The 24632-nt window shown below is 73.1% G+C and carries 28 protein-coding genes; 13 read left to right on the plus strand and 15 right to left on the minus strand.

The features are described 5' to 3' along the window. Window positions 1-6 precede the first annotated feature (6 nt). Window positions 7-1824, minus strand: coding sequence for a flavin-containing monooxygenase (locus tag FHX46_RS11500; RefSeq protein ID WP_167113181.1), 1818 nt, complete (start codon window positions 1822-1824; stop codon window positions 7-9). Between the two features lie 150 nt (window positions 1825-1974). Between FHX46_RS11500 and FHX46_RS11505 the strand changes: the two genes are divergently transcribed. The 3 genes from FHX46_RS11505 to FHX46_RS11515 all read left to right on the plus strand — a co-directional run bounded on the left by FHX46_RS11505 (window position 1975) and on the right by FHX46_RS11515 (window position 4798). After that, complete coding sequence (locus FHX46_RS11505) at window positions 1975-3141, plus strand: helix-turn-helix domain-containing protein (protein WP_167113183.1); 1167 nt, start codon at window positions 1975-1977, stop codon at window positions 3139-3141. Between the two features lie 81 nt (window positions 3142-3222). Then, window positions 3223-4026 (plus strand): alpha/beta fold hydrolase, encoded by an 804-nt coding sequence (locus FHX46_RS11510; RefSeq protein ID WP_167113185.1) that lies wholly within the window; start codon window positions 3223-3225, stop codon window positions 4024-4026. A 37-nt stretch (window positions 4027-4063) separates the two neighbouring features. Further along, complete coding sequence (locus FHX46_RS11515; RefSeq protein ID WP_167113187.1) at window positions 4064-4798, plus strand: class I SAM-dependent DNA methyltransferase; 735 nt, start codon at window positions 4064-4066, stop codon at window positions 4796-4798. A gap of 23 nt (window positions 4799-4821) precedes the next feature. On the opposite strand, the gene FHX46_RS11520 is transcribed toward FHX46_RS11515, so the two are convergent. Continuing rightward, window positions 4822-5067 carry a hypothetical protein gene (locus tag FHX46_RS11520; protein ID WP_313886096.1) on the minus strand — a complete coding sequence of 82 codons (246 nt, stop codon included), beginning with the start codon at window positions 5065-5067 and terminating at the stop codon, window positions 4822-4824. Between the two features lie 82 nt (window positions 5068-5149). Between FHX46_RS11520 and FHX46_RS11525 the strand changes: the two genes are divergently transcribed. Further along, window positions 5150-5530 carry a VOC family protein gene (locus tag FHX46_RS11525; protein WP_167113188.1) on the plus strand — a complete coding sequence of 127 codons (381 nt, stop codon included), beginning with the start codon at window positions 5150-5152 and terminating at the stop codon, window positions 5528-5530. 453 nt (window positions 5531-5983) lie between these two features. Here the strand turns inward: FHX46_RS11525 and FHX46_RS11530 are convergent, their stop codons facing one another. Further along, window positions 5984-7192, minus strand: a complete 1209-nt coding sequence (locus FHX46_RS11530; RefSeq protein ID WP_167113190.1) for a thiolase family protein — start codon at window positions 7190-7192, stop codon at window positions 5984-5986. 114 nt (window positions 7193-7306) lie between these two features. On the opposite strand from FHX46_RS11530, the gene FHX46_RS11535 reads away from it, so the two are divergent. Next, entirely contained in the window at window positions 7307-7885 is a 579-nt protein-coding gene (locus tag FHX46_RS11535; RefSeq protein WP_167113192.1) for a TetR/AcrR family transcriptional regulator, read from the plus strand. Here FHX46_RS11535 and FHX46_RS11540 read toward each other — a convergent pair. Together FHX46_RS11540 and FHX46_RS11545 are read right to left on the minus strand one after the other, a co-directional pair. Next, entirely contained in the window at window positions 7882-8295 is a 414-nt protein-coding gene (locus FHX46_RS11540) for an SRPBCC family protein (protein ID WP_167113194.1), read from the minus strand. The genes FHX46_RS11535 and FHX46_RS11540 overlap by 4 nt on opposite strands. Further along, on the minus strand, window positions 8292-8678 hold the full coding sequence (locus FHX46_RS11545) for a YchJ family protein (protein ID WP_167113196.1): 387 nt from the start codon (window positions 8676-8678) through the stop codon (window positions 8292-8294). The genes FHX46_RS11540 and FHX46_RS11545 overlap by 4 nt, the downstream gene beginning before the upstream one ends. A gap of 194 nt (window positions 8679-8872) precedes the next feature. Between FHX46_RS11545 and FHX46_RS11550 the strand changes: the two genes are divergently transcribed. Next, entirely contained in the window at window positions 8873-9682 is an 810-nt protein-coding gene (locus FHX46_RS11550) for an alpha/beta fold hydrolase (RefSeq protein WP_167113198.1), read from the plus strand. Beyond that, window positions 9679-10845 (plus strand): PP2C family protein-serine/threonine phosphatase, encoded by a 1167-nt coding sequence (locus FHX46_RS11555; protein WP_167113200.1) that lies wholly within the window; start codon window positions 9679-9681, stop codon window positions 10843-10845. The genes FHX46_RS11550 and FHX46_RS11555 overlap by 4 nt, the downstream gene beginning before the upstream one ends. Window positions 10846-10865: 20 nt before the next feature. On the opposite strand, the gene FHX46_RS11560 is transcribed toward FHX46_RS11555, so the two are convergent. Next, window positions 10866-11750 carry an LLM class flavin-dependent oxidoreductase gene (locus FHX46_RS11560; protein ID WP_167113202.1) on the minus strand — a complete coding sequence of 295 codons (885 nt, stop codon included), beginning with the start codon at window positions 11748-11750 and terminating at the stop codon, window positions 10866-10868. Then, window positions 11747-13147, minus strand: coding sequence for an MFS transporter (locus FHX46_RS11565; RefSeq protein WP_167113204.1), 1401 nt, complete (start codon window positions 13145-13147; stop codon window positions 11747-11749). Before FHX46_RS11565 ends, FHX46_RS11560 begins: the two co-directional genes overlap by 4 nt. A gap of 52 nt (window positions 13148-13199) precedes the next feature. Here FHX46_RS11565 and FHX46_RS11570 point away from each other — a divergent pair, with 52 nt between their 5' ends. Beyond that, window positions 13200-13655 (plus strand): MarR family winged helix-turn-helix transcriptional regulator, encoded by a 456-nt coding sequence (locus FHX46_RS11570; RefSeq protein ID WP_167113206.1) that lies wholly within the window; start codon window positions 13200-13202, stop codon window positions 13653-13655. On the opposite strand, the gene FHX46_RS11575 is transcribed toward FHX46_RS11570, so the two are convergent. From FHX46_RS11575 to FHX46_RS11595, 5 genes are all read right to left on the minus strand, one after another. Next, the gene (locus tag FHX46_RS11575) at window positions 13652-14410 is read right to left on the minus strand and encodes a hydroxypyruvate isomerase family protein (protein ID WP_167113208.1); all 759 of its coding nucleotides are present in this window, start codon (window positions 14408-14410) and stop codon (window positions 13652-13654) included. The genes FHX46_RS11570 and FHX46_RS11575 overlap by 4 nt on opposite strands. Before the next feature lie 4 nt (window positions 14411-14414). Beyond that, window positions 14415-15938, minus strand: a complete 1524-nt coding sequence (locus FHX46_RS11580; RefSeq protein ID WP_167113210.1) for a long-chain-fatty-acid--CoA ligase — start codon at window positions 15936-15938, stop codon at window positions 14415-14417. 159 nt (window positions 15939-16097) lie between these two features. Beyond that, window positions 16098-16643, minus strand: coding sequence for a GNAT family N-acetyltransferase (locus FHX46_RS11585; RefSeq protein WP_167113212.1), 546 nt, complete (start codon window positions 16641-16643; stop codon window positions 16098-16100). After that, window positions 16603-17055, minus strand: a complete 453-nt coding sequence (locus FHX46_RS11590; protein WP_167113214.1) for a hypothetical protein — start codon at window positions 17053-17055, stop codon at window positions 16603-16605. Before FHX46_RS11590 ends, FHX46_RS11585 begins: the two co-directional genes overlap by 41 nt. A gap of 90 nt (window positions 17056-17145) precedes the next feature. After that, window positions 17146-17589, minus strand: coding sequence for a MarR family winged helix-turn-helix transcriptional regulator (locus FHX46_RS11595; protein ID WP_167113216.1), 444 nt, complete (start codon window positions 17587-17589; stop codon window positions 17146-17148). 75 nt (window positions 17590-17664) lie between these two features. Between FHX46_RS11595 and FHX46_RS11600 the strand changes: the two genes are divergently transcribed. Continuing rightward, entirely contained in the window at window positions 17665-18753 is a 1089-nt protein-coding gene (locus FHX46_RS11600) for an epoxide hydrolase family protein (RefSeq protein WP_167113218.1), read from the plus strand. 18 nt (window positions 18754-18771) lie between these two features. Here FHX46_RS11600 and FHX46_RS11605 read toward each other — a convergent pair whose 3' ends face one another. Further along, complete coding sequence (locus tag FHX46_RS11605) at window positions 18772-19245, minus strand: universal stress protein (protein ID WP_167109489.1); 474 nt, start codon at window positions 19243-19245, stop codon at window positions 18772-18774. Window positions 19246-19355: 110 nt separating this feature from the next. Between FHX46_RS11605 and ilvA the strand changes: the two genes are divergently transcribed. Beyond that, complete coding sequence (gene ilvA / locus FHX46_RS11610; RefSeq protein ID WP_167113220.1) at window positions 19356-20615, plus strand: threonine ammonia-lyase IlvA; 1260 nt, start codon at window positions 19356-19358, stop codon at window positions 20613-20615. A 26-nt stretch (window positions 20616-20641) separates the two neighbouring features. Here ilvA and FHX46_RS11615 read toward each other — a convergent pair whose 3' ends face one another. Next, the gene (locus FHX46_RS11615; protein ID WP_167113222.1) at window positions 20642-21271 is read right to left on the minus strand and encodes a TetR/AcrR family transcriptional regulator; all 630 of its coding nucleotides are present in this window, start codon (window positions 21269-21271) and stop codon (window positions 20642-20644) included. A 42-nt stretch (window positions 21272-21313) separates the two neighbouring features. Further along, entirely contained in the window at window positions 21314-21862 is a 549-nt protein-coding gene (locus tag FHX46_RS11620; protein ID WP_167113224.1) for a TetR-like C-terminal domain-containing protein, read from the minus strand. Window positions 21863-21941: 79 nt separating this feature from the next. Between FHX46_RS11620 and FHX46_RS11625 the strand changes: the two genes are divergently transcribed. The 3 genes from FHX46_RS11625 (at window position 21942) to FHX46_RS11635 (ending at window position 24609) form a co-directional block, all read left to right on the plus strand. Beyond that, window positions 21942-23165 (plus strand): MFS transporter, encoded by a 1224-nt coding sequence (locus tag FHX46_RS11625; RefSeq protein ID WP_167113226.1) that lies wholly within the window; start codon window positions 21942-21944, stop codon window positions 23163-23165. Window positions 23166-23240: 75 nt separating this feature from the next. After that, window positions 23241-23762, plus strand: coding sequence for a DUF4396 domain-containing protein (locus tag FHX46_RS11630; RefSeq protein WP_167113228.1), 522 nt, complete (start codon window positions 23241-23243; stop codon window positions 23760-23762). A 49-nt stretch (window positions 23763-23811) separates the two neighbouring features. Then, a complete protein-coding gene (locus tag FHX46_RS11635) occupies window positions 23812-24609 on the plus strand; it encodes a methyltransferase domain-containing protein (protein WP_167113231.1) in 798 nt (265 codons plus the stop codon). Window positions 24610-24632: the final 23 nt, after the last annotated feature.

Consider the following 24632-nt stretch of genomic DNA (forward strand, 5'->3'; position numbering starts at 1 on the left):
CACGGGTCAGGACAGGTGGTGCACCTCCTGCAGCCCGTACACCGGCGTCGGGATCCCCTCGTAGCGCGCCTTCAATTGCAGCGCCAGGTACAGCGAGTAGTGCCGCGACTGGTGCAGGTTCCCGCCGTGGAACCACAACCCCGGCTGCTGGGTCGGTTTCCACATGTTCCGCTGCTCGCCCTCCCACGGCCCGGGGTCCTTCGTGGTCCCCGAGCCCAGCCCCCAGACCTTGCCGACCCGGTCGGCCATTTCCTGGCCGGCGAGATCGGCGACCCACCCGTTCATCGACCCGTACCCCGTCGCGTACACCACCAGGTCCGCCGTCAGCTCGGTGCCGTCCGCCAGCACCACGGCGTCCCGGGTCAGGTGGTCGACCTGGCCCTGCACCAGCTTGATCTTGCCGTCGGCGACGAGTTCGGAGGCGCCGACGTCGATGTAGTAGCCGGAGCCGCGCCGCAGGTACTTCATGAACAGGCCGGACCCGTCGTCACCCCAGTCGTGCCGGAACCCGGCCCGCTCCAGGCGCTCGTAGAAGTCCGCGTCCCGCTGCTTGATCTTCTCGTACACCGGGATCTGGAACTCGTGCATGATCCGGTAGGGCAGCGACGCGAACACCATGTCCGCCTTGTCGGTGCTCATCCCGGCGGCCACCGCGCGCTCGGAGTACAGGTCGCCCAGACCGATCTCCATCAGCGAATCCGACTTCACCACGTGCGTCGAGGACCGCTGCACCATCGTCACGTCCGCGCCGTGCTCCCACAGTGCCGCGCAGATGTCGTGCGCCGAGTTGTTCGAGCCGATCACCACGGCCTTGCGGCCCGCGTAGGCATCGGGCCCGGGGTGCTGCGAGGAGTGGTGCTGATCGCCTTCGAAGACGTCCATGCCGGGGAACGCGGGGATGTTCGGCTTGCCCGACATGCCCGTGGCGAACACGAGCTGTTCCGGTGTCAGGACCACGGTGTCGCCGTCCCGGTCGACGGTGACGGTCCACCGCCCGGTGTGCTCGTCGTGGGACGCCGAGCGGACCTCCGACCGGGTCCAGTACGGCACGTCCATCACCCGGGTGTACATCTCCAGCCAGTCGGCGATCTTGTCCTTCGGCGCGAACACCGGCCAGTTCTCCGGGAACGGCAGGTACGGCAGGTGGTCGTACCAGACCGGGTCGTGCAGGCACAGGCTCTTGTACCGCTTGCGCCACTGGTCGCCGGGACGGTCGTGGCGGTCCAGCACCAGCGCGGGCACCCCCAGCTGCCGCAGCCGCGCACCGAGCGCGATGCCGCCCTGCCCGCCGCCGATCACCACCACGTACGGCTGGCGTTCGTAGCCGAGTTCCTTCTTCTCCAGCTCGCGTTCCTCGGCCCACGACCGGCGTCCCCGGACAATGCCGTGGCGTACCCCTTTCGAGCGACGTTCGCGCTGCGGTTCCTCGAAGCCCTTGAGCTCGCGCAGGCTGGTCAGGAACGTCCAGGCGCCCTCGTCCGTGAGACGCAGGTGGCCCTTGCCGCGCCCGGTCGCGGTCTCGAACTCCAGCCACGCCTCGGTGACCCCGTCGGCCTCGGTGGGCGTCTCGGTGGTGCGGAAACCCGACGGATCGGCGCTGTCCAGGCAGGCCGACAGCAGGCCGGCGACGCCTTCGCGGCCCTCCACCGTCTTGATGTTCCAGGTGAAGGCCACCAGGTCGCGCCAGAAACTGCTCACCGCGAACATCCCGGCCGCCGCTGCGACGTCGCGTGCCGCCAGCGCGGCCTCGAACCGCGCCAGCCAGGCGTCGACGCGCGCCTGCGGCGAACGGGCCGGCGCCTCCCGGCCGATCGTCTGAGTCATCGCCACTCCTCGTCCTCGCCGTTGGGGATGTAACACCGATCACACCCGCCGCCCGCGCGGGTGGCAACGGTTGCAGCGAATTGCACGCCTTGGCGGCGCGTGCCGGGGCACTTATGCTCGATCGTCGACGCACTGGTGCGGAGGTGGCCCGTGAGCGTGCCCGGCGCAGTCCCGCCCGGCTGCAGCCTGCCCGCCTACGCCCGCGATCTGATCCGCATGCACGACGCGGTCATCGCCGGTGGCCGCCCGCCGCTGCGGCCCCGCGACGTGGTGTTCCGGTCCTGGGAGCGGGTGCTCGGGCTCGGGCTGAAGGCGGACGGGCTCAACGCCCGCGACTGGCTGGGCGAGGACGAGCTGGCCCGGCGGCGGGAGAACTCCCCGTTGCGGGACGCGGTCGGCGATCTCAAGCAGGTGCTCGGCGCGATGCCGCACGTGCTGCTGGTCGTCACCGACGCCGACGGCGTGATCCTGTGGCGCGAGGGCACCCCGGCGGTGCGCCGCCGAGCCGACGACCTCGGGTTCTTCGAGGGCGCCGAATGGACGGAGGAGCGGGTCGGCACGAACGCGATCGGCACCGCCCTGGCCGAGGCGGCGCCGGTCGAACTGCTCGCCGGTGAGCACTTCGAGCAGGACCAGCACCCCTGGTACTGCACGGCTTCCCCGGTGCACGACCCGCGCACCGGCGAGCTGGCCGGTGTGATCGACGTGAGCGGCCCGGCGCTGACGCTGCACCCGGCGATCGGGGCGCTGGTGGAAACCGGGCGCCGGCTCGCCGAGTCGCAGATCCGGCACGGCCACCAGCGGCGGCTGGACCGGCTGCGCCGGCTGGGCGAACCGCTGCTGGCCACCGGTCCCGCGCTGCTGGTCGACGACGACGGCTGGGTGGCGGCCGCCAGCGGCGTCTCCGTGCGCGACCGCATCACCGCCCCCGCCCCGGGCGAGCCGATCGCGGTGCCCGGGCTGGGCGCGTGCCTGCCGGAGCGGCTGGCCGACGGCTGGCTGATCCGGCCCGCCGGCCCGGACCGCCGGGTGTCGCTGGAGCTCGACCTGACCCGCACGCCACTGCTCGTCCTGCAGGGCGGCGACACCGGCTGGCGCCGCACGGTGACCCGCCGCCACGCCGAGATCCTCGCGCTGCTGCACCGCGCCGGACCGGCCGGGCTGTCGGCGGAGGCGCTGAGCCGCGCGCTGTACGGCGACGCCGAGCACGTCGTCACGGTGCGCGCCGAGGTGTCCCGCCTGCGGCGGCTGCTGGGCGCGCTGGTGGACACCCGCCCCTACCGGCTGGCCGACGGCGTGCGGATGACCGTGCGCTGAGCCCGGCGCCGTGCGGGATGTCCTCCGGCCGGCCGCCCGTTCGTCGGCACACCGACACCACTCACGGCAGAGGAGGCCGGCATGGGAACAGTGCACTCGGCGACGTCCGCGGACGGGACGACGATCGCCTACGAACGGGAGGGCAGCGGGCCCCTCGTGGTGTTCCTCGGCGGTGCGTTCAACGACCGGACGGCGTGCGCGCCGGTGGCGGAGGCGTTGCGGGACCGGTACACGGTCGTGTGCGTCGACCGGCGCGGGCGCGGGGACAGCGGGGACGCCCTCCGCGTGGCCGCGGACTACCGGATCGAGCGCGAGGTCGAGGACCTGGACGCGGTGATCGCCGCCGAGGGCGGGCCGGCCGCGGTGTTCGGATTCTCCTCCGGCGGCATCCTCGCCCTGCACGCCGCCGTGAGCGGATCGGCGATCACGCGGATCGCGCTGTACGAGCCACCGTTCGCGCTCGGCGGGCTGGCGGGCTCCGCCAAGGACCTGTCCGGCAAGCTCGCCGCGCTCGTGGACGAGGGCCGGCGCGGGGACGCGGTGGCGACGATGCAGATCGAGGGCATCGGGCTGCCGCGCGAGGTGGTCGAGCAGGTCCGCCGCTCACCGCTGTGGCCGCAGCTGGAGGCGGTCGCGCAGACCGTCGTCTACGACGCGACGCTCACCGCCGCACCCAACCTGCCGACGCCCGCCATGCGCGCCCTGGACCTCGACGTCCTCGTCCTCAGCGGCAGCGACACCTGGCCCGGGCTGCGCGAGGCCGCGCAGGCGCTCCCGGACCACCTCGCCCGGGCCACCTACGCGGAGGTGCCGGGCGGCGCCGGGCACGGCATCCCGGCGGAGGCGACGGCGAAGGCGCTCGACGAGTTCCTCGGCGGAAAATGAGGCGCACCGCATCCCGGCGTCGCGCTACGGTCCGGCCGTGGACGACGGCTACTTCGGCGAGGACGTCGCCGGGACCTACGACGAGTCGACGGCGGCCGAGTTCGCGCCCGGCGTGGTGGAACCGGCCGTCGCGTTCCTGACCCGGCTGGCCGGGGACGGCGCGGCACTGGAACTGGGCATCGGGACCGGCCGGATCGCGCTGCCGCTCGCGGCGCGCGGTGTACCGGTGCACGGCATCGACCTCTCGCGCGCGATGGTCGCGCGGCTGCGCGCCAAACCCGGCGGCGACGGGATCGGCGTGACGATCGGCGACTTCGCGACGACGACGGTGGACGGCACGTTCTCCGTGGTGTACCTGGTGTTCAACACGATCATGAACCTGACCAGCCAGGCCGGGCAGGTCGCGTGCTTCCGCAACGCGGCCGCGCACCTGGTGCCCGGCGGAAGCTTCGTGATCGAGGTGGTGGTCCCCGCGCTGCGGCAGCTGCCGCCCGGCCAGACGGTCGTGCCGTTCCACGTCGGCACCACGAGCTGGGCCTACGACGTGTACGACGTGGCCACGCAGGCGATGAGCTCCAACTACGTGGAGGTGACCGGCGGGCGCGGCCGGTTCCGGTCGATCCCGTTCCGGTACGTGTGGCCCGCCGAGCTCGACCTGATGGCCCAGCTGGCCGGCCTGCGGCTGCAGGAGCGCTGGGCGAGCTGGACGCGCGAGCCGTTCACCGGCGACAGCGGGAAGCACATCTCGGTGTGGCGCAAGCCGGAGCGCTGAGGCCGCGGCCCCGCACGGCCCCGCTATTCGTCACCATGCAGGGAACGCCGGATCTCCGCGAGCTTGTCCTGCGCGGCGCGGTCCCGGTCGGCCAGTTTCTCCTCGAACGAGGCGGCTTCCGGCGTCTCCCCGGCGAGCTCGGTCGAACCGAGGGCCGTCGTGTAGCGGTTCTCGATGCGGTCGCGCACGAAGTCGAAGCTCGGCACGCCCGATTCGGTGTAGTCGCCCTCGGGTACGGACTCGTCGGGCATGGCGGTCTCGTCGGGCACGGCATCCCCTTCCCACGGCTTACCCCACCCATTGTGCGCGCTGGGACCGGAAAGTGTCGGTGGTGCCGGTTAACCTGCGCCCATGCTGGATCACCTGGGAGTTCAAGTGGCCGACGTCGAGGCGTCCGCCGCGCTGTACCAACGTGTGTTCGCGCCGATCGGGCTGACCGAGGCCGTGCGTTTCCCGGTGGGGGAGGGGGTCGTGGTGGGCATGTCCGGTCCGGACGGGCAGGCCGCCTTCTGGTTCGGCCCCGCCCGCGGCGACGAGACCCGGGAGCTGCACGTCGCCTTCCGGGCGCCGGACCGGGCGGCGGTGGACGCCGTGCACGCCGCCGCCGTCGAGGCGGGCGTCGAGGTGCTGCACGAACCGCGCGAGTGGCCCGAGTACCACCCGGGCTACTACGCGGTGTTCCTCCGCGACCCGGACGGCCACAACGTGGAGGCGGTGCACCACGGCGGATGAGTGACACCTGACCACCCCATGGCGTGTTCGCCACTCCGGCCGCCGTGTTTGCCGCTCGGGTCGGCGTGTTTGCCGCTCGGGTCGGCGTGTTTGCCGCTCGGGTCGGCGTGTTTGCCGCGCCGGCCGCGGTGTTTGCGCGGCCGGTTGGCCGGTTCCGGCAACGGGCCGGCCGAGCAGTCCACGCTGCGGTAGCGCAGCCGCCACCGGTCACCGTCCAAGGCAGTGAGCCGGTGCTGCCCGGCGTTGTTCACGACCCGCGTGGCGGCGCCCGCCACCGCGACGGACGCCGGGCCGGTCACGTCCACCGGGGTCGGCCGCGAGCCGCTGACGGTCGGTGGATCGCGCACCGCGGCGTAGCCGGTCGTCGCGCCGTGGCCAGGCAGCGCCGTGGTGAGCGCGGCGCACGCCGCGGCCTGCGCCGGTTACGAGTGCCGCCGAACTCGCGAGGCCAGGTCAGATCCGTTCGATGATGGTGGCGTTGGCCGTGCCGCCGGCCTCGCACATGGTCTGCAGCCCGAAACGGCCGCCGGTGCGTTCGAGGACTCCGAGCAGGGTGGTGGCCAGCCGCGCGCCGCTCGCGCCGAGCGGGTGGCCGATCGCGATCGCGCCGCCGTCCACGTTGACCTTCGCCGGGTCGGCGCCGGTCTCGGCGAGCCAGGCGAGCACGACCGAGGAGAACGCCTCGTTGACCTCGAAGGCGTCGATGTCGGGAATGGACAGTCCGGCGCGGGCGAGGACCTTGGCGGTGGCCGGGATGATCCCGGTCAGCATGTACACCGGGTCGTCGCCGGTCACCGTTGCCGTGTGGATGCGCGCCCGCGGGCGCCAGCCCCGCTGCCGGGCGATCTCGCTGGTGGTGAGCACGAGCGCGGCGGCGCCGTCGTTGACCGGGCTGGAGTTGCCCGCGGTCACCTTCCAGTCGATGTCGACGAACCGCGCGGTCCAGTGGTCGTGCGCGAACGCCGGCCGCAGCCCGGCGAGCACCTCGAGGCTGGTGCCCGGCCGGATCGTCTCGTCCACGTCGAGCTGGCTGACGGAGCCGTCGGCGGCGGTCACCTTCAGCGGCGCCACCTGGCTGGCGAAGTGCCCGTCGCGCCACGCGGCGGCTGCCCGCTGGTGGCTGGTCATCGCGAACTCGTCGAGCTGGGTGCGGGACAGGTTCCACTTCCGCGCGATCAGCTCGGCGCTCACCCCCTGCGGGATGAGCCCGCCGGGGTAGCGAGGGGCCACCGACGGGCCGGTCACGTCGGCGCGAACGCCGCCGACGTCGGCCGAACTGCCGATCGGCACGTGGCTCATCGACTCCACCCCGGAGGCGAGGACGATGTCGTAGGCGCCGGCGACGATGCCCTGCGCGGCGAAGCTCAGCGCCTGCTGGCTGCTGCCGCACTGCCGGTCGACGGTGACGCCGGCGACCGATTCCGGGAACCCGGCGGCGAGCGCTGCGAACCGGGTGGTGTTGCCGCTCTGTTCGCCGACCTGGCCGACGGCGCCGCCGATCACGTCGTCGATCTCGCCGGGGTCGAGGCCCGGCACGCGTTCCACGGCGCTGCGCAGGACGTGGGCGTGCAGCTCGACGGGGTGAACCGTGGCGTAGGCGCCGTTCGGTTTGCCCTTCCCGACGGGGGTGCGGACGGCCTCGACGATGACGGCGTCCCTCATGGGGTGCTCCTCCCGAAACGGACCGATCGGTCCGGACTGATCGGTCCGAGCATGCTCCGCTGATCACCGCGCTGTCAACGGTGCACGGACCGATCGGTCCGTTATGCTCGGCACATGGCACGCACGGCAGCTCCGGACACCCGCGACCGGATCCTCGACGTCGCGGGCGCGCTGTTCTACACCGAGGGGGTGCGCGCGGTCGGGATGAGCCGGATCATCGGCGAGGTCGGCTGCGGCAAGAACCTGCTGTACGCCCACTTCCCGAGCAAGACCGACCTGGTCGCCGCCTATCTCGGCCGGTTCCGGGAGTGGCGGGACCGCGCGGAGGAGCAGGCGCTGCGTGCGGCGGGCAGTGATCCGGCCGAGCGGCTGGTGGCCCTGGTCGCCGAGATCGCGGCCCGGCTGCGGCGGCCGGACTTCCGCGGGTGCCCGTTCCGCAACCTGCTCACGGAGTTCCCCGGCGGTGACGACCCCGCGGTGCGGATCGCGCGAGAGTACCTGGACCGGACGCGGGAGCTGGTCGGACGGCTGGCGGGGGAGACCGGCGTGCCCGATCCGGTGGGCCTGGCGGACCGGATCTGGCTGATCATCGACGGCCTCTACGCGAGCGGCTTCCCCGGCCGGGCGGCCGCCGTCGCGGTCGAGATGACCCGCGAGGCCATCGCCACCGCCCGCGCGGACGCCGCGGGTTAACCGGCCGAGACCAGCTTTGCCAGGCGCTCCAGGGACTCGTCGAGCCGGCGTTCGACGTCGCGTGCCGCGTCGCCGCCGTGGTTGGCCGGCTGGTCGCCGTGGAAGGACAGGTGCAGCGTCGCGTAGCTGGAGCCGCCGTCGGCCGAGGAAACCTGCAGCCAGCCGCTGTAGTCGGAGCTGCCGCGGCGGCCCCACTCGAGCCGGAGCTGCTCCCGGGAGGCGCCCAGCACGCCAGGCGCCTCGTACTCGCCCGCGGGGTCGTGCACGTCGACGTCCACCCCTTGCGGCTCGCCCGGGTGCACGGTGATCACACCCGGCAGCCACTCCCCGAGCCGGTTCACATCGGCGGCCACGGTGAACACCCGTTCCGCCGGGGCGGGCATCGCGCGTTCGCGTTCGAACTCGGTCATGCCCCGCGGGCTACCCGCCGCGGGCCCCGGTACACCCAGCGGCCGTCCACCCTGGTGAACTCGCTGTCCTCGTGCAGCGTTCCGGCTCCCGCGGCGTCGCGGTAGTGGGCGCGGAACTCGACGGTGCCGCTGGTGTGGAACGGGCTGCCGCCGGTCGTGGCGAGTACTTCCAGCCGGGTCCAGCGTTGCCGCGGGTCGAGGCCGATCGCCGCCGGGCGGGTGTCCGGATGCCAGCTGGCCAGCAGGTACGACTCGTCACCGACGGCGAACGCGCTGAACCGGGAGCGCATCAGCCGCTCGGCCGTCGGCGCCGCGGACTCGCCGCGGTGCAGCGGCGCGCAGCAGTTCTCGTACGTCTCACCCAGGCCGCAAGGACACCTCATGACTCCGATTGTCCCGCTCGTCGGTGGGCGCACCCGCGGTGGGCACCGGGGCGCGCAGCGTGACGGTTGCCGGCGCGGCATGGCCACAATGGACGATCACACCCGTGGCCGGACCGGCCGTCCCCCTCGGGGCGGCGGGTAGGATCGTGTCGCGCGCCCCGCGTCGGCGGGGCTGAGGGGTTAGGCTGGCGGCAATGGACATCCGGACGAGGAATGCGGTGACGCTCTCCGGCCGGCCCGGTGGCCAGCCGATGGTGTTCGCCCACGGTTTCGGGTGCGACCAGGCGATGTGGCGGCTGGTCACGCCCGCCTTCGAACCGGACTACCAGCTGGTGCTGTTCGACTACGTCGGCGCGGGCAACTCCGACCTCAACGCCTGGACGCCCGAGCGCTACTCGACGCTGGACGGGTACGCCGATGACGTGCTGGAGCTCTGCGCGGAGCTGGACCTGCGGGACGTCGTGTTCGTCGGCCACTCGGTCAGCTCGATGGTCGGCGCGCTCGCGGCAGCGCGGGAGCCGGAGCGGTTCGCCGAGCTGGTGATGGTCTGCCCGTCGCCGTGCTACCTCGACGACGCCGGCTACACCGGCGGCTTCACCCGGCCGGACATCGAGGAGCTGCTGGAGTCGCTGGACAGCAACTACCTCGGCTGGTCGGCGGCGATGGCCCCGGTGATCATGGGCAACCCGGACCGCCCCGAGCTCGGCGCCGAGCTGACCAACAGCTTCTGCCGGACCGACCCGGTGATCGCCGGCCAGTTCGCGCGGGTCACGTTCCTGTCGGACAACCGGGCGGACCTCGCGCGCGTGGAAGTGCCCACCCTCGTCCTGCAGAGCCGCCACGACGCCATCGCGCCGGTGTCCGTCGGCGAGTACGTGCACGACCGGCTGCCGGACAGCGAGCTGGTGCTGCTGGAGGTCAACGGGCACTGTCCGCAGCTGAGTGACCCGGATCTGACTGCGGCGGCGATCGGAGCGTTCCTGGCCGACCGCGGGACGCGGTGACCCGGCCCGAGGCGCCGGTGCTGACCGGGGCCGACGCCGAGGACCTGTGGGAGAACGCGCCCTGCGGTTACCTCTCGGCCCGGCCCGACGGCACGATCCTGCGGGTCAACGCAACCTTGCTGAACTGGCTCGGCTACCGCGCCGAGGACGTGGTGGGCCGCCGGTTCAGCGACCTGCTCACCGCGGGCGGGCGGATCTACCACGAGACGCACTACGCACCGCTGCTGCGCATGCAGTCCGAGGTGCGGGAGATCGCGCTCGACCTGGTCGCCGCGGACGGCTCGCGATTGCCGGTGCTGGTCAACTCGACGCTGCGCACCGGGCCGGGCGGGGCTGCCGGCATCCGGACCACCGTGTTCGACGCGCGGGCGCGGCGCGCCTACGAACGGGAGCTGCTGCGGGCGCGGCAGGAAGCCGACCGCGAGCGGGAGCGCCTCGCCCGGTTGTCCCGGACCCTGCAGGAGACCCTGTTGCCGCCCGGCCTGCCGGAGGTGCCCGGGTTGCGTGCGGCCGGGTACTACCGGGCGGCGAGGGACCTGGTCGGCGGCGACTTCTACGACCTGTTCCCGGTAAGCGCGGACCGGTGGGCGTTCTTCATCGGCGACGTCTGCGGCAAGGGCGCGGAGGCCGCCGTGCTCACCTCGCTCGCCCGCTACACGCTGCGGGCCGTTGCCGTGCGGGAGTCCGATCCCCGGGCGGTGGTGCGCACGCTCAACGCGGTGCTGCTCCAGGAGTACCGCGCCTCTGATGCTCGCTTTTGCACTGTCCTGTTCGGACTGATCGAACCGGACGGCGACGGCTTCCGGGTCGACCTGGCCGGTGGCGGCCACCCGCCGGCGTTGCGGGTCGCCGACGACGGCGCGGTGCGCGCGCTGGAGACGCCCGGCGGTCAGCTGGTGGGGGTGTTCGCGGACGCGGGTGTGGCGGCCGCGAACACCCGGCTCGGCCCGGGGGAGACGTTGCTGCTGTACACCGACGGCCTGCTCGAGGCGCGCGACGCGCACGGGGCGCTGCTCGGTGAGGGGCAGCTGGCGAGCGTCGCGTCCGGATTCGCGGGCCTGGACGCGGGCACGATCGTCGAGCGCCTGGGACAGTGGCTGTCGGACTTGCGCGAGGGCGTCTCCGACGACACGGCCGCGCTGGTGTTCACCGTGCCGCGCTGAACCACTACGGCGGAGCCACCTCACCGTCCCACTGGCGAGGAGGCGGGCGTGGTGCGTGCCCGGCGCCGGGCCGCCGTGACGAGCTCGCGCACCGCGGGCGCGGTGTCGCCGGCGAAGCGCCGGAGGTGATCCGGTGCACCGGCGGGGAGCAGGAAGCCGCTCACCCCGTGGACCAGCGCCAGCTCGGCGAGCCGCGCCGGCCAGTCGCGGGGGTGGCCGAGCGCCGCAGGGGACAGGTTGTAGAGCCGCCGGACCGCGGCGGGTGGCCGCCCGGCGGCTTCGGCGGCCGCGTCGATGATCCGGTTGGCGGCGGGCAGGTCGCCGGGCGGGATGCGGGTCATGCTGGGCAGCCACCCGTCGGCGTGGGTGCCGGTCAACCGCAGCATCCGCGGCCCGAGCGCGCCCACCCAGATCGCCGGGTTCCCCACCGGGGGGCCGGGGCGGGCGCCGTCGAGGGTGTAGTGCTTGCCCGGCAGGTGCACCGGTCCGCCGGGTGTCCACAGTGCCCGGATCACACCGACCGCTTCGGCAAGCGCTTCCACCGCCACCGCGGGGGAGTGCCACGGCCCGCCGTCGGCGGCGATCGCTTCCCAGTACGCCCCGGCGCCCAGCGCCAGATCGACGCGGCCACCGGTGAGCGCGGCCAGGGCCGCGACGGCGCGCGCCAGCATTGCCGGGGGCCGCAGCGGGAGGTTGGCGACGTTCGGGAACACCCGCACCCGCTCGGTCCGCGCGGCGATCAGAGACAGGGTCGTCCACGCCTCGGTGAACTCGGGCCGGTAGGGGTGGTCCGGCACGCTCACCAGGTCCAGCCCCGCGCGGTCGGCGGTGTGCGCGAGCTCCAGCGCCTGCGGCGCGGCGGGCAGGACCGCACCGAACACCAGGTCGTGACCGTAGTCGGTCATCGGGCCACCGCCCGGCGCTGCACGGCGGCGGGAACCAGCCGGCCCGGCCCGGCCACGGCCACCAGCGCCGCGACGCCCATCGCGATCGCGGACAGCGTGAACGCCGTGGTGTACCCGGACTCCGCGGGGAACCGCGTGCCGGGGACGATGCCGGCCGTGACGATGGTCGAGGCGATCTGCGCCCCGAAGGTGCCGCCGATCGTGCGCATGATCGTGTTGATGCCCGTCGCTTCGCCGGTCTGGGCCGGGTCCACGGCTGCCACCACCAGGTTGGCGAGCGAGGCGAACGCGAACCCGACACCGATGCCGAGGATCCCGTTGCCCAGGTAGAGCGGCCACCGCGTGGTGTGCGCGAGGGCGAACACGACGAACCCGGCCGCACCGAGCACGCACGCCAGCACCAGTGGCAGTTTGAACCCAGCCGCCGCGCCGAGACGCCCGGCGAGCGGGCTGGCGACCAGCATCGTCACCGCCATCGGGATGATGAACAGCCCCGCTTCGGTGACCGACGCGCCGAAACCGTACCCGGCTTGCGGCGGCGTCTCGGCCAGCAGCGGTACCAGCGTGAACGCGCCGTACATGCCGAACCCGATGATCAACGCGGTGATGTTGGACGTCAGCACCGCGGGACGGCCCAGCAGCCGGATGTCGACGAGTGGCTGCGTCAGCCGCGTTTCCACGAGCGCGAACACGATCAGCAGGACCGCGGCGGCGGCGAACAGTCCGATGATCGCGGCCGAGCCCCAGCCCCAGACGCGGCCCTCGCTGATCGCCAGCAGCAACGCGACCAGACCGCCGGTGAGCAGCAGTGCGCCGCTCCAGTCGACCCGGCCTGGCGAGCGCACCGGCGACTCGCCGACGAACGCGGTCACCGCGGCGATACCGGCGACCGTCACCGCGAGCATCAGCCAGAAGATCCACTGCCAGCCGAGTGCGTCGACGACCAGGCCGGGGACGACCAGGCCGGCGCCGAAGCCGATGCCGAACGTCGAGCTGATCCAGCCGATCGCGACCGGCACCCGGTCGCGCGGGAACTCGTCGCGCACGATGCCGAAGGCGAGCGGGAACGTTGCGGCGCCGACACCCTGGATCGCGCGGGCGGTGATCAGCACGCCGATCGACGGGGCCAGCGCGGCGAGCAGGGTGCCGGCTGCGGACACCGCGAGGCAGGCGAGCAGCACGCGGCGCTTGCCGAACATGTCCCCGAGGCGGCCGAGCAGCCCGGTCGCGACGGACGCGGTGAGCAGGAACGCGCTGAGCACCCAGGACACGGTGGTGGTGGACGTGCCGAACTCGGCCTGCAGTGTGGGCAGTGCGGGCACCGGCATGGTCTGCAGCAGCGAGAACGACAGCACCGCGAGGAGGAGCGCGGCGAACGGCGCGGATGTTCGTGTCATGACGTAATCATTACATGAGGACATGATTACGTCCAGAAGGTAGGATCGCGCCATGCATGAGACGCGTCCGCCGACCCTGCTCGAGCTGCCCTCGTACCTCGCCGGGCACGTCGCGCGCATCGGGCACCGGGGGCTGGTGGCCGCACTGGCCGAGCACGGCCTGCGGCTGCCGCACTTCGCCGTGCTGACCGGCCTGTCCGACTTCGGGCCACTGGCGCAGCATGTGCTCGCCGACCGCCTGGGGCTGAACCGCAGCCACCTCGTCGGCTATCTGGACCTGTTGGCGGAGCGCGGTTTCGTGGGGCGCGAGCGCGACCCGCAGGATCGCCGCCGTCAGCGGGCCGCGCTCACCGCCGAGGGGCGCGAGCTGGTGCGGCGGCTGCAGGACCTGGCACGGCGCTCGCAGGAGGAGTCGCTGGGCGTGCTGTCCACATCGGAGCGCCGCACGCTCGTCGAGCTGATGCGCCGTGTCGTCGTAGCGGACGACGCGGCACCGCCACCCGCCTAGCGATCGGGAAGCCAGCCGAAGCTGTCCGATGTGGACCGGGTCGGCACGTATTCCAGACCTACCCAGCCGTCGTAGCCGGTGGCCGCCAGGCGCCGCAGCCACGCGGTGACCCCGAGCGCGCCGGTGCCCGGCTCGTGGCGGCCCGGTGCGTCGGCCACCTGCACGTGCCCGATGCGCTCGACCACCGGCGGGGCGAGCAGCGCGTCCAGGTCGTCGCCGTTGACGCCGAGGTGGTAGACGTCGGCGAGCAGCGAGACGTTGGCCGGCCCGACCTCGCCGGCGAGCGCCAGGGCGTCGGCGGCACGCGACAGCGGGTAGTCCGGTGCGCCGCTGAGCGGTTCCAGCAGCACGGTGCCGGGCAGCCGCCGGGCGGCGTAGGCCAGGTTCTCCAGCAGCACGTCGTGCGACGCACCGGTGCGGTTGCCGGGCAGGACGTTGAACAACCGGCACCCGAGCCGCTCGCCGATGTCGGCCGCGACGTCGACCCCGTCGCGGAACTCCGCGGTGCGGGAGGGGAACGCGGCCAGCCCGCGCTCGCCGGCCGCCAGGTCGCCGTGCGGGACGTTGAGCGACACCAGTGTCGCTCCCGCGCCGGCGATGGCCGTCACGAACCGCTCGACCTCCCGGTCGCCGGGCACGCCCGCGAACGGCCACCACGACTCGACCCCGGTGAACCCGGCCGCGACCGCCGCGGCCGGCCGCCGCTCCGGCTCCAGCTCGGTGAACAGGATCGAGATGTTGACGTCGTACCGCACGACGTCATCCTGGCAGACGCGCGCGCAGCTCCAGCTTAGCGATCTTGCCCGTGGCGCCCTTCGGCAGCTCGTCGACGATCCGCACGCGCCGCGGGTACTTGTAGGCGGCGATCCGTTCCTTCGCCCACGCCACGATCTCCGCCGGTTCCGCGCTCGCACCGGGCTTGAGCGAGACCACCGCGACCACCTCCTCGCCGAGCCGCTCGTCCGGTTCGCCGATCACCGCCGCTTCGGCGATCGCCGGGTGCCGGTACAGCAGCTCCTCCACCTCGCGCGGGTAGACGTTGAACCCGCCGCGGATGATGAGATCCTTCTTGCGGTCCACGATGAACACGAACCCGTCGTCGTCGACGTAGCCGAGATCGCCGGTGTGGAACCAGCCGCCGCGGAACGCCTCCGCGGTCTCCTGCGGCCGCTTGTAGTAGCCCTTGGTGATGTTGTGCCCGCGCAGCACGATCTCGCCCACCTGACCGGCCGGCAGCGGCCGGTCCGCCTCGTCGACGATCCGCAGCTGCACCCCCCAGATCGGGGTGCCGATCGAGCGGACCTTCCGGTTGCCCGCGCCCGGGTTGACGGTGGTGGTCGACGCCGACTCGGACAGCCCGTAGCCCTCCAGCACCGGGATCCGGTACTTCTCCTCGAACCGGCGCAGCACCTCCTCCGGGATCGCGGCGCCGCCGGAGCTGCCGATCCGCAGGCTGCTGGTGTCGTAGCCGGTGGTGTCGGCGTAGGCCAGCGCGTGGTACATGGTCGGCACCCCCGCCATGATCGTCACCCGGTCGCGGTGGATCGCCTCCAGCACCGCGGTCACCTCGAACCGCGGCACCACCGAGATCGTGCGGCCGTGCCGCGCGGCGGCGTTGAGGATGCTCGACAGCCCGTAGACGTGGAAGAACGGCAGGACCGCCAGCGCGACGTCGTCGGGTTCCGCGCCGAAGCGCTCGCTGCCGAGCGTGCAGGTCATGTAGAGCTGGAAGTGCGACAGTTCGGCGCCTTTCGGCCGGCCGGTGGTGCCGCTGGTGTAGAGCAGCACGGCCGTGTCGTCGGCGGCGCCGGGGTGGATGTCACCGTCGTCGGCGGGCTCCAGCAACGCCCGGAACCCGGTGGTGCCCTCCGGCCACGCGCCCGGGTCGAGGTCGCCGACCACGACCGCGGACACGCCGCGCAGCTCCTTGAGCGCGCGGGACACCTCGGCCGCGCCCCCGGCGTGCACGATGATCATCCGTGCGTCGGAGTCATCCAGGTGGTAGGCGATCTCGGCGGCCTTGAGCAGCGGGTTGAGCGGGACCATCGTCAGGCCCGCCTTGAGGATCCCGAAGTAGGCGACAACGAACTCGGGCACGTTGGCGAGCTGCACGGCGACCTTGTCACCGGGGCGCAGGCCCGTCTCCCGCAGGGCCGCGGCGACCCGCCCGGAGCGCTCGTCCACCTCGGCGTAGGTCATCGCCCCCGACGGGAACCGCAGGAAGTCCTTGCCCGGCGTCGCGGTCGCGGACTCCCGCAGCATGATCGCCAGGTTGAAGCTCATCGCCGTGCCCCGCCTTCCGAACCTCGTTCTGCCGGATCGCCCACTATTCGTGAAAAACGCCCGGTTCTGGCCGGGTCGGCAGTCAGGACAACCGAATTGCGTTCGGTTTTGCGGCGACGTCGACCCGCCGGTCAGTCAACCGCGCGGCCAGTACGGCGGTCAAGCCCCCGGCACGTCGTCGAGGTCGCCCGGCCGGATGCGGTAGACCTGCAGCCGCAGGTCGTAGTACTTGGTGGTCTCACCGACCCACTGCATGCCCAGCCGCTTCGCCGTCGCGATGGCCCGGACGTTGTTCGGCCGGGCCACGGCGAACAACTCGTCGGTGTCCTGGGTGAACGCCCACCGGATCAGCGCCCGGCTGCCCTCCGTGGCGTAGCCGTGGCCCCACGCGCCCGGGTGCAGCTGCCAGCTCAGCTCGAGGTCCTCGTCGAACGGGGGCAGCAGCCGGATCCCGAGGCCGCCGACCACCTGCCCGTCCGCGCGGCGTTCCATCGCCCAGCGGCCCCGCGGCGGCGGCAGGTTCGGCTGGGCCTCGCGCCAGGCCTGCAGCACCGCGCGCATCGCGCCGGCGTCGCCGACCCGGTCCATCGCCGGGGTCAGCCAGTGCGTGACCTCTTCCGAGCCGTAGATCGCGAGCGCGGCCTCGGCGTCGTCGACCGTCCAGTCACGGATGACCAGCCGGTCGGTGATCAGGGGCGACTCCATGTGTCAACGCTACGTGAAGGGCGGCCGGTGCGGCAGTCGTCAGCGGCAGATGCGCCCAGAGGGCGGCGGAGCCGCCGTCGCCGCTGCGCCCCCACAGGGCCGCGCAGGTGGTCAGCACGTGCAGGCCGGCGCCGAACCCGGCGTCCGCCGAGGGCAGCTCGACGCCGGGCGCGGTCAGTGAGATCCGCAGCCAGTCCGACCGGCTGCCCTCGCGCACGAGCCGGATCGTGGCCGGCAGGCGGCCCTGGTCGTGGGCTGCGCTGGCCAGCGCGTCGGTGACCAGCAGCGCGTCGGTGATCGTCTCGACCGTGCAGTCGTCGAGGAAGACCGCCGCCGACTCCCGCAGGGCGCGCACGTCCCTGGGGTGGTTCAGCACCCGTTGCAGTGCGGTGTCGATCCAGAAGTCGGTCACGCGGGCTCCTTCCGCTGCCTGCTCAACGGTCGAGTCAGGCTACCCAGGGTGGCATGGGCGAAACCGGACCGCAGGGACGATGATCGCGGCTCAGGCGTTGCGGGCGTGGTGGTCCAGCAGCCGGGTCAGCAGGGTGGTCAGCTGGTCCCGTTCCGCCGCGGTCAGCGGGGCGAGGAGCTCGTCCTGGACCCGGGCGATCCGCTTCTCCAGCCGCTTGAGCTGCCGCCGGCCCGCGGGCGTGATCGTGATGACGTTGCGCCGGCGGTCGGCCGGGTCGGGTTCGCGGCTGACCAGGCCCTGGTCGGCCAGCTCGGTGATGGTCGCCACCAGGTCGGACAGGTGGATGGCGCTGCGCCGGCCGAGCGCCGCCTGGCTCGCCGGGCCGGACTCCTCGAGCGCGGTCAGCAGCCGGTAGTGGTAGCCGCGCGCGCCGACCTCGGACAGGCCCTCGCTGACGAGCCGGTGTGCGTACTGCGCGGTCTGGCTGAGCATCCAGCTGGGCAGGGTGCGCAATCGTCCGGAACCGGTGTCCATGGCGGGAGTGTACCGGTGCCGTTCGGGCACCAAATCATTTGACCGACTAACGTTTGTCCGTCTAATGTTTTGGGCATGACCGCGAAACCGTTCCGCATCGACATCTCCCAGTCCGCACTCGACGACCTCGCCGCCCGCCTGGACCGCGTCCGCTGGCCGGACGAACTGCCCGGCGCGGGCTGGGACTACGGCATCCCGCTGGCGCGGGTCCGCGAACTCGCCGAGCGCTGGCGCGACGCCTACGACTGGCGTGCCCACGAGGCGGAGTTGAACGCCTTCCCGCAGTTCACCGACGAGATCGACGGCCAGACCGTGCACTACCTGCACGTGCGGTCGCCCCGGGCGGACGCCCTCCCGCTGGTTCTCACGCACGGCTGGCCCGGGTCGGTGGTGGAGTTCCTGGACGTGATCGAACCGCTGTCGCGCGATTTCCACCTGGTGATCCCGTCGATCCCCGGGTTCGGGTTCTCCGGGCCGACCCGGGACCGCGGCTGGGACGTCACCAGGGTGGCCCGCGCCTGGGCCGAGCTGATGCACCGCCTGGGATACCGCCGCTACGGGGCGCAGGGCGGCGACTGGGGAGCGGCGATCTCGACGGCGCTCGCCGCGGCCGACCCGGACCACGTGGCCGGCGTGCACGTGAACTACCTGCCCACGCCACCGCCTCCGGGCGGCATCACCGGACTGTCCGCAGAGGACGAACGGCGCCTGGCGCACACCGCCGCGTACGCGGCGAACCGGCCCGCGTACCAGATCCTGCACCTGACCACGCCGCAGACGATCGCCTACGCGCTGACCGATTCCCCGGCCGGCCAGCTGGCCTGGATCGCCGAACGGTTCGCGAAGTGGACGGACCCGGCGTCGCGGATCCCGGACGACCGGGTGCTGACCGACGTGATGCTGTACTGGCTGACCGGTACCGCGGGATCGGCGGCGCGGCTGGGCAAGGAAAGCGTCTACGGCGCCGGGCGGGAACCGTGCTCCGCACCGGTGGGCGTGGCGGTGTTCGCGCACGACATCACCTTGTCCGTGCGGCCGGTCGCCGAGCGGCTCTTCGACATCCGGCACTGGAGCGAGTTCGACCGCGGCGGTCACTTCGCCGCGATGGAGGTGCCGGAGCTGTTCACCGGGGACGTGCGGACGTTCTTCGGCAGCCTCGCCTGAACGGTCGTGCGTGAACGGTCAGGGCACCACGGTGACGGGCCACAAGCCGGCCCGCACCAGGCGGGTGGCGACCGAACCGACGATGCGGTGCCCCCTGCTCTCCGACGCGCCGACGACGACGAGGTCGGCGTGCAGCTCGACGGCCGCCCGGCGCAGCTCGGTGACGGCGTCGCCGCGACGGACGATGAACGTGACCGGCAGGGCGGCCTCGTCGGCGAGCGTGCGGATCGGCCCGCGCATCTCCTCGATCGCCGCCTGGTACGCCTGTTCCTGCGCGGCGGCGAGCAGCCCGGTCGCCATCCCGGTCCACGCCGTCGGTGCCAGTACGTAGACCAGCACCAGCCGGGACCGCTGCCGCCGCGCGAGGCCGGCCGCGTAGGCGCCGGCCCGCAACGCGGTGGCGGAGCCGTCGATCCCGGCGAGCACCACGTGCGGCCCGTCGGTGCCCCGTTCGAACGGCCCCGGCCGCCACGCCGGGCCGTACTCCTCCACCAGCTGCTCCGCGCCCACGCCCGCATTATCTGGCACCGGCCGCTCCGGGTGCGGGCGGTGGTGGCGGCTTTGGTACGAATGACGTCTGCGCCGACGGGAGGAACGAAGTCGTGGGTAACGGGCCAGACCCGGTTCGGGCGGCCGACGTGGCGATGGCGGCCGCCCGGTTCGCCGGGGTCATCGAGCCGACGCCACTGCACCGCAGCGACCGGCTGTCCCGGCAGCACGGCGTGGACGTGCGGCTCAAGCGCGAGGACCTGTCCGCGGTCCGCTCGTACAAGGGCCGCGGTGCCTACAACCTGGTGAGCCAGCTCTCCCCCGAGGAGCGTGCGCGTGGCGTGGTCTGCGCGAGCGCCGGCAACCACGGGCAGGGAGTGGCCTTCGCCTGCGCGGCACTGGGTGTGCTGGCCCGCGTCTACCTGCCGCGCACCACGCCGCGGCAGAAGCGGGACCGGGTTGCGCGGCTCGGCGGTGAGCACGTGCAGATCGTGATGCACGGCGACACCTACGACGACGCGGCGGCCGCGGCGCAGGCGTACGCGGCGAGCACCGGCACCACGATGATCCCGGCGTTCGACGATCCGCGCACCATCGCCGGGCAGGGCACCGTGATCAAGGAGGCCATCGAGCAGCTGGGCAGGGCACCGGACGTGGTGGTGGTGCCGGTCGGCGGCGGCGGCCTGCTCGCCGGGACGCTGGCCTGGCTGCGCGAGACGCACCCCGGGGTGCGGGTGGTCGGGGCCGAACCGCAGGGCGCGGCCAGCATGGCCCTCGCGCTCGAGCACGGCGGACCGGTCGCGATGGAGACCATCGACCCGTTCGTCGACGGCGCCGCGGTCCGGCTCGTGGGTGAGCACACCTACGCACTGGCCGCCGAGCGCCGCCCCGACATGGTCGCCGTGCCCGAGGGCCGCATCTGCGTCGAGATGCTCGACCTCTACCAGTCCGACGGCATCATCGCCGAACCCGCCGGCGCGCTCTCCCCGGCCGCGCTCGGGCCCGGCCTCGGGCTGGCGCCCGGTGCCACCGTGCTGTGCATCGTCTCCGGTGGCAACAACGACGTCAGCCGCTACGCCGAGGTCGTCGAGCGGGCCCTGGTCTTCGAGGGGCGCAAGCACTACTTCCTGGTCGAGTTCCCGCAGGAACCGGGGGCGCTGCGCCGCTTCCTCGACGACGTGCTCGGGCCGGACGACGACATCACGCTGTTCGAATACGTCAAGCGCAACAACCGCGAAACCGGCCCCGCGCTGGTCGGCATCGAGCTCGGCGCACCGGAGAACCTCGAGCCGATGATGAAGCGCATGGCGGCCGGGCCGCACCGCGTCGAGCGCGTGCCGCCGGACAGCCCGCTGTTCGCCTTCCTGGTCTGACGCGGGTTGCGCCGGCCGTGCCCGGGTCAGGGCTTGGGCGCGACCGCCTGCTCGAAGAAGTCGGCGAGCTGCCGCCCGTAGGCCGCGAGGTCCGGACCCGGGTTGCCGGCGTGGGCGTCGATCGCGCCGTCGATGCTCTGCGCGATCGTGCGGGCCGCGATGTCGGCCGGGAAGTCGCCGAAGGCTCCTTCGGCCTGCCCCTGCTTCAGCAGCCGTTCGATGCGCCCGGTGCGGAACCCGCTCAGCAGCGGCCCGGCCACCGGCCAGCCGTCCGGATCGTCGGCGTGGGCGGCCACCTCGCGCAGCACGCGGACGCATTCGGGGTGGTCGCGCGCGAACTCGATCTCTGTCTCGATCAGAGCCCGCAGCATCGCGGTGCGGTCGGTCGTCCCGGCGGCCCGCTCCTCCAGGTACCGGTCCCGCATGCCCAGCGCCGTGGTCACGACCGCCTGGATGAGACCCGCCTTGGTGCCGAAGTGGTAGCCGATCAGGCGGGTGCTGCTCAGCCCGGCCCGCTCCTTGATCCGTGCGAACGACGTCCGCCGGTACCCCAGCTCCGCGATCGTCGCCAGGGTCGCGGCGATGATCTGCGAACGCCGTGCCTGCTCGGCCGGGCTCAGGCCCAGGTCGGGCTGCACCTCGTCGATTATCTGCATGAGTAAAAACTTACTCATGTGAGTAACGGATGCGCAAGCGCGTTACCTGAGCAGCCGGTCGACCAGTTCCCTCGTCCAGCCCGGATCGGCCGGCTGGCCGACGAAGATCGCCCGGTAGTACAGCGGCCCGAGCAGGGCATCGGCCGCGTGCAGGGTCTCCGGCGCCGTCCCGCCGCGGGCGCGCTCCCGGTCGAGGATCGCGGTCAGCTGGGCGTGCCGGTCGGCGGTGCACGCGCAGCCGCCTTCCGGTCCGGACCCGATCGTGGCCCGGGTGAGCGCGAGCACGTCCGGGTCCGCCAGGTCGGTCGCCACGTCCGCGGCCCACCGGTAGAGGTCCTCCCGCAGCGACCCGGTGTCGGGGACCACGATGTCGCCGCTGAACCTGCTGCTCGCGACGTCGGCCATCAGGTCCGCGACCGACCCCCAGCGGCGGTAGAGGGTGGTCGGGTGGACGCCGGCCCGGCCGGCGATCAGCGGCAGGGTCAGGCCTTCGGCGGGGTTGTCGGCGAGGAACTCGACGACGGCGCGGTGCACGGCGGCGCGCACCCGCGCGGAGCGGCCGCCGGGGCGCGCGGTGGTGGTGGCGGGCATGCGGAAATTATCGCACCGATCGCTGCGTTAGCGCTATCGTGGTGCTAACGCAGAGATCTTTGCATTTCGAGGAGTGCTGATGTCCGTTTCCCCCGCCGTCGCCGCTCCCGCGACCCGTCGCAGAGCCCGGTTGCCGCAGCCGGTGGCGTTCACGGCGGTCGCGGTGATCTTCGTGCTGTTCATGGCCGCCTCCAGTGTCCCGTCCCCGCTCTACGTCGTCTACCAGCAGGAATGGGGCTTCTCGTCGATGACGCTCACCGTGGTCTTCGCGGTGTACGTCCTGGGGTTGATCGCGTCGCTGCTGGTCGTGGGGGCCTTGTCGGACCACGTCGGACGACGGCCGGTGCTGGCCGCCGCCATCGTCGGCGAGGTGGTGTCGCTGGTGCTCTTCCTGGTCGCCGGGGATGTCTCGGCGCTGTTCGCCGCCCGCCTCGTGCAGGGCGTGGCGACGGGTGCGGCGATGTCCGTGCTCGGTGCCACCCTGGTCGACCTGAACCCGGCGCACGCGCCCAGCCGCGCCGGGGTGATCAGCAGCATCGCGCCGACCTCCGGGCTCGCCCTCGGTGCCCTGGGCTGCGGCGCCCTCGTCCAGTTCGCGCCTGCCCCGACCCACCTGGTCTACGTGTTGCTGCTCGCCGGAATGGTCGTCGCGCTCGCGCTGGTCGCCGGCCTGCCGGAGACCTCGGCCCGCCGCCCCGGTGCGCTGGCCTCGCTCGCCCCGCGGCTCGGGGTGCCGGCGCGGTTGCGCCCGGACCTGGTCGCGCTGCTCCCGATCCTGCTCTCCAGCTGGTCGCTCGGCGGCCTGTACCTGTCGCTCGGGCCGTCCGTGGCCGCCGGGATCTTCGGTCTCACCAACCACCTTGTCGGCGGGTTCGTCGTGACCCTGCTGTGCGCGACGGGTGCGCTGACCTCGCTGGTGCTGCGCTCGGCCCCGGTCGGCGCGGTGCTGCAGGCCGGCGCGGCGCTGCTCGCCGTGGGGATGGGAATCACGCTGGCCGGTGTCCTGGCGGACATCGTCGCGCTCGCGGCCGTCGGCACGCTGGTGTCCGGCGTGGGGTTCGGGGCGGCGGCGCTGGCCAGCTTCGGCACCCTGGCCCGGCTGGCCGCCCCCGGTGAGCGCGGGGAGCTGTTCTCGGTGGTCTACGTCATCGCCTACCTCGCGTTCAGCGTGCCCGCGGTGATCGCCGGGTTCGCCGCGACCGCGGCCGGGCTGCGGCCCACCGCGATCGTCTACGGGTTCGCCGTCGGCGGGCTCGCGGTGCTCGCCGTGATCGCCCAATCGGTGCGTGCTGCCCGGCGGTGATTTGCGTGATCCGGCGGACGGGGTTAAAGTCGTTCCGGTGATACCCCCTAGGGGTATGAAAGGAAGGACGGCGAGATGGACCACTCCACGCACGAGCACACCGGGCACAGTGGGCACCTCGGGCACGCCGGGCACGCTGGGCAGACAGCCCACCGGCCCCCGGCCACCTGGGCCGCGGCTGCGCAGGCCACCCTGCACTGCCTCACCGGCTGCGCGATCGGCGAGGTGCTGGGCATGATCATCGGCACCGCCTTCGGCCTGCACGGGGCGATCACCGTGGTGCTCTCCGTCGCGCTGGCCTTCGTGTTCGGCTACGCGCTCACCATGCGCGGTGTGCTGCGGGCCGGCGTGCCGTGGCGGACCGCGCTGAAGGTCGCGCTGGCCGCGGACACCGTCTCGATCGCGGTGATGGAGATCCTGGACAACTTCGTCATGGTGACCGTGCCCGGCGCGATGGACGCGGGCCTCGGCGACGCGCTGTTCTGGGGTTCCCTGGCCGGTTCGCTGGTCGTCGCGTTCGCCGTCACCACGCCGGTCAACAAGTGGATGATCGGGCGCGGCAAGGGGCACGCGGTCGTCCACGCCTACCACCACTGACCGTGGCCGGGCGGCCCACCGGCCGCCCGGCCCGAATAGCATCGGGCACGTGACGGAGACCTCCTTCCGCGCCGACCGGATCGACCCGGCCGGCGTCGAGCGCCTGGCCGCCATCCTGGACGCGCAGGCCGCGACCCCGGGCGTGCAGCGGTTGCGGGCCTGGGCGCACGAGGCGCTCGCCGTCCGGCCGGGGGAGCGGGCCCTGGAGATCGGGTGCGGCACCGGATCCGAGGTCCAGGTGCTCGCGGCCGCCGCGGGCGCGGACGGCGCGGCGATCGGGCTCGACCCCAACGCGGCCATGCTGGCCCTGGCGCGGCAGCGTGCGGCGGATTCGCCCGCCCGGTTCGTCGCCGCTGACGTCGCCGCGCTGCCCTTCGCCGGGGAGACCGTCGACGCTGTGCTGTGCGAGCGCGTCTTCCAGCACCTCACCGACCCGGCGGCCGCCGTCGCCGAGATCGCCCGCGTGCTGCGGCCCGGTGGCCGGGTGGTGCTGGTCGACACCGACTGGGCGACCGGCATCCTGCACCCCGGCGATCCGGACCTCGTCCGGGCGGTGCTGGACGGGATGCTCTCGCAAACCGCCGAACCGGCCGCCGGACGCAAGCTCGCCGGCTGGCTGAGCGGGGCCGGACTGACCGTGCTCGACCGCGGCTCGCAGGCGCTGATGCCCGACCACGAGTCGGTCCGCGACACCCTGCTGCCGATGATGGTCGCCCACGCCGCGGGGCGCGGCGCGATCACCCGCGAGCAGGGTGACCGGCTCCTCGCCGAAGCCGCGGCCGGCGCCGCGCGCGGCGACTTCCACCTGTCCGTGACGATGTTCGGGGTGCTGGCTCGGCGCCGGTGAACCGCCGCCACGAGTCCCAGCCG

The sequence above is a fragment of the Amycolatopsis viridis genome, from assembly GCF_011758765.1.
GTDB classification, from domain to species: domain Bacteria; phylum Actinomycetota; class Actinomycetes; order Mycobacteriales; family Pseudonocardiaceae; genus Amycolatopsis_E; species Amycolatopsis_E viridis.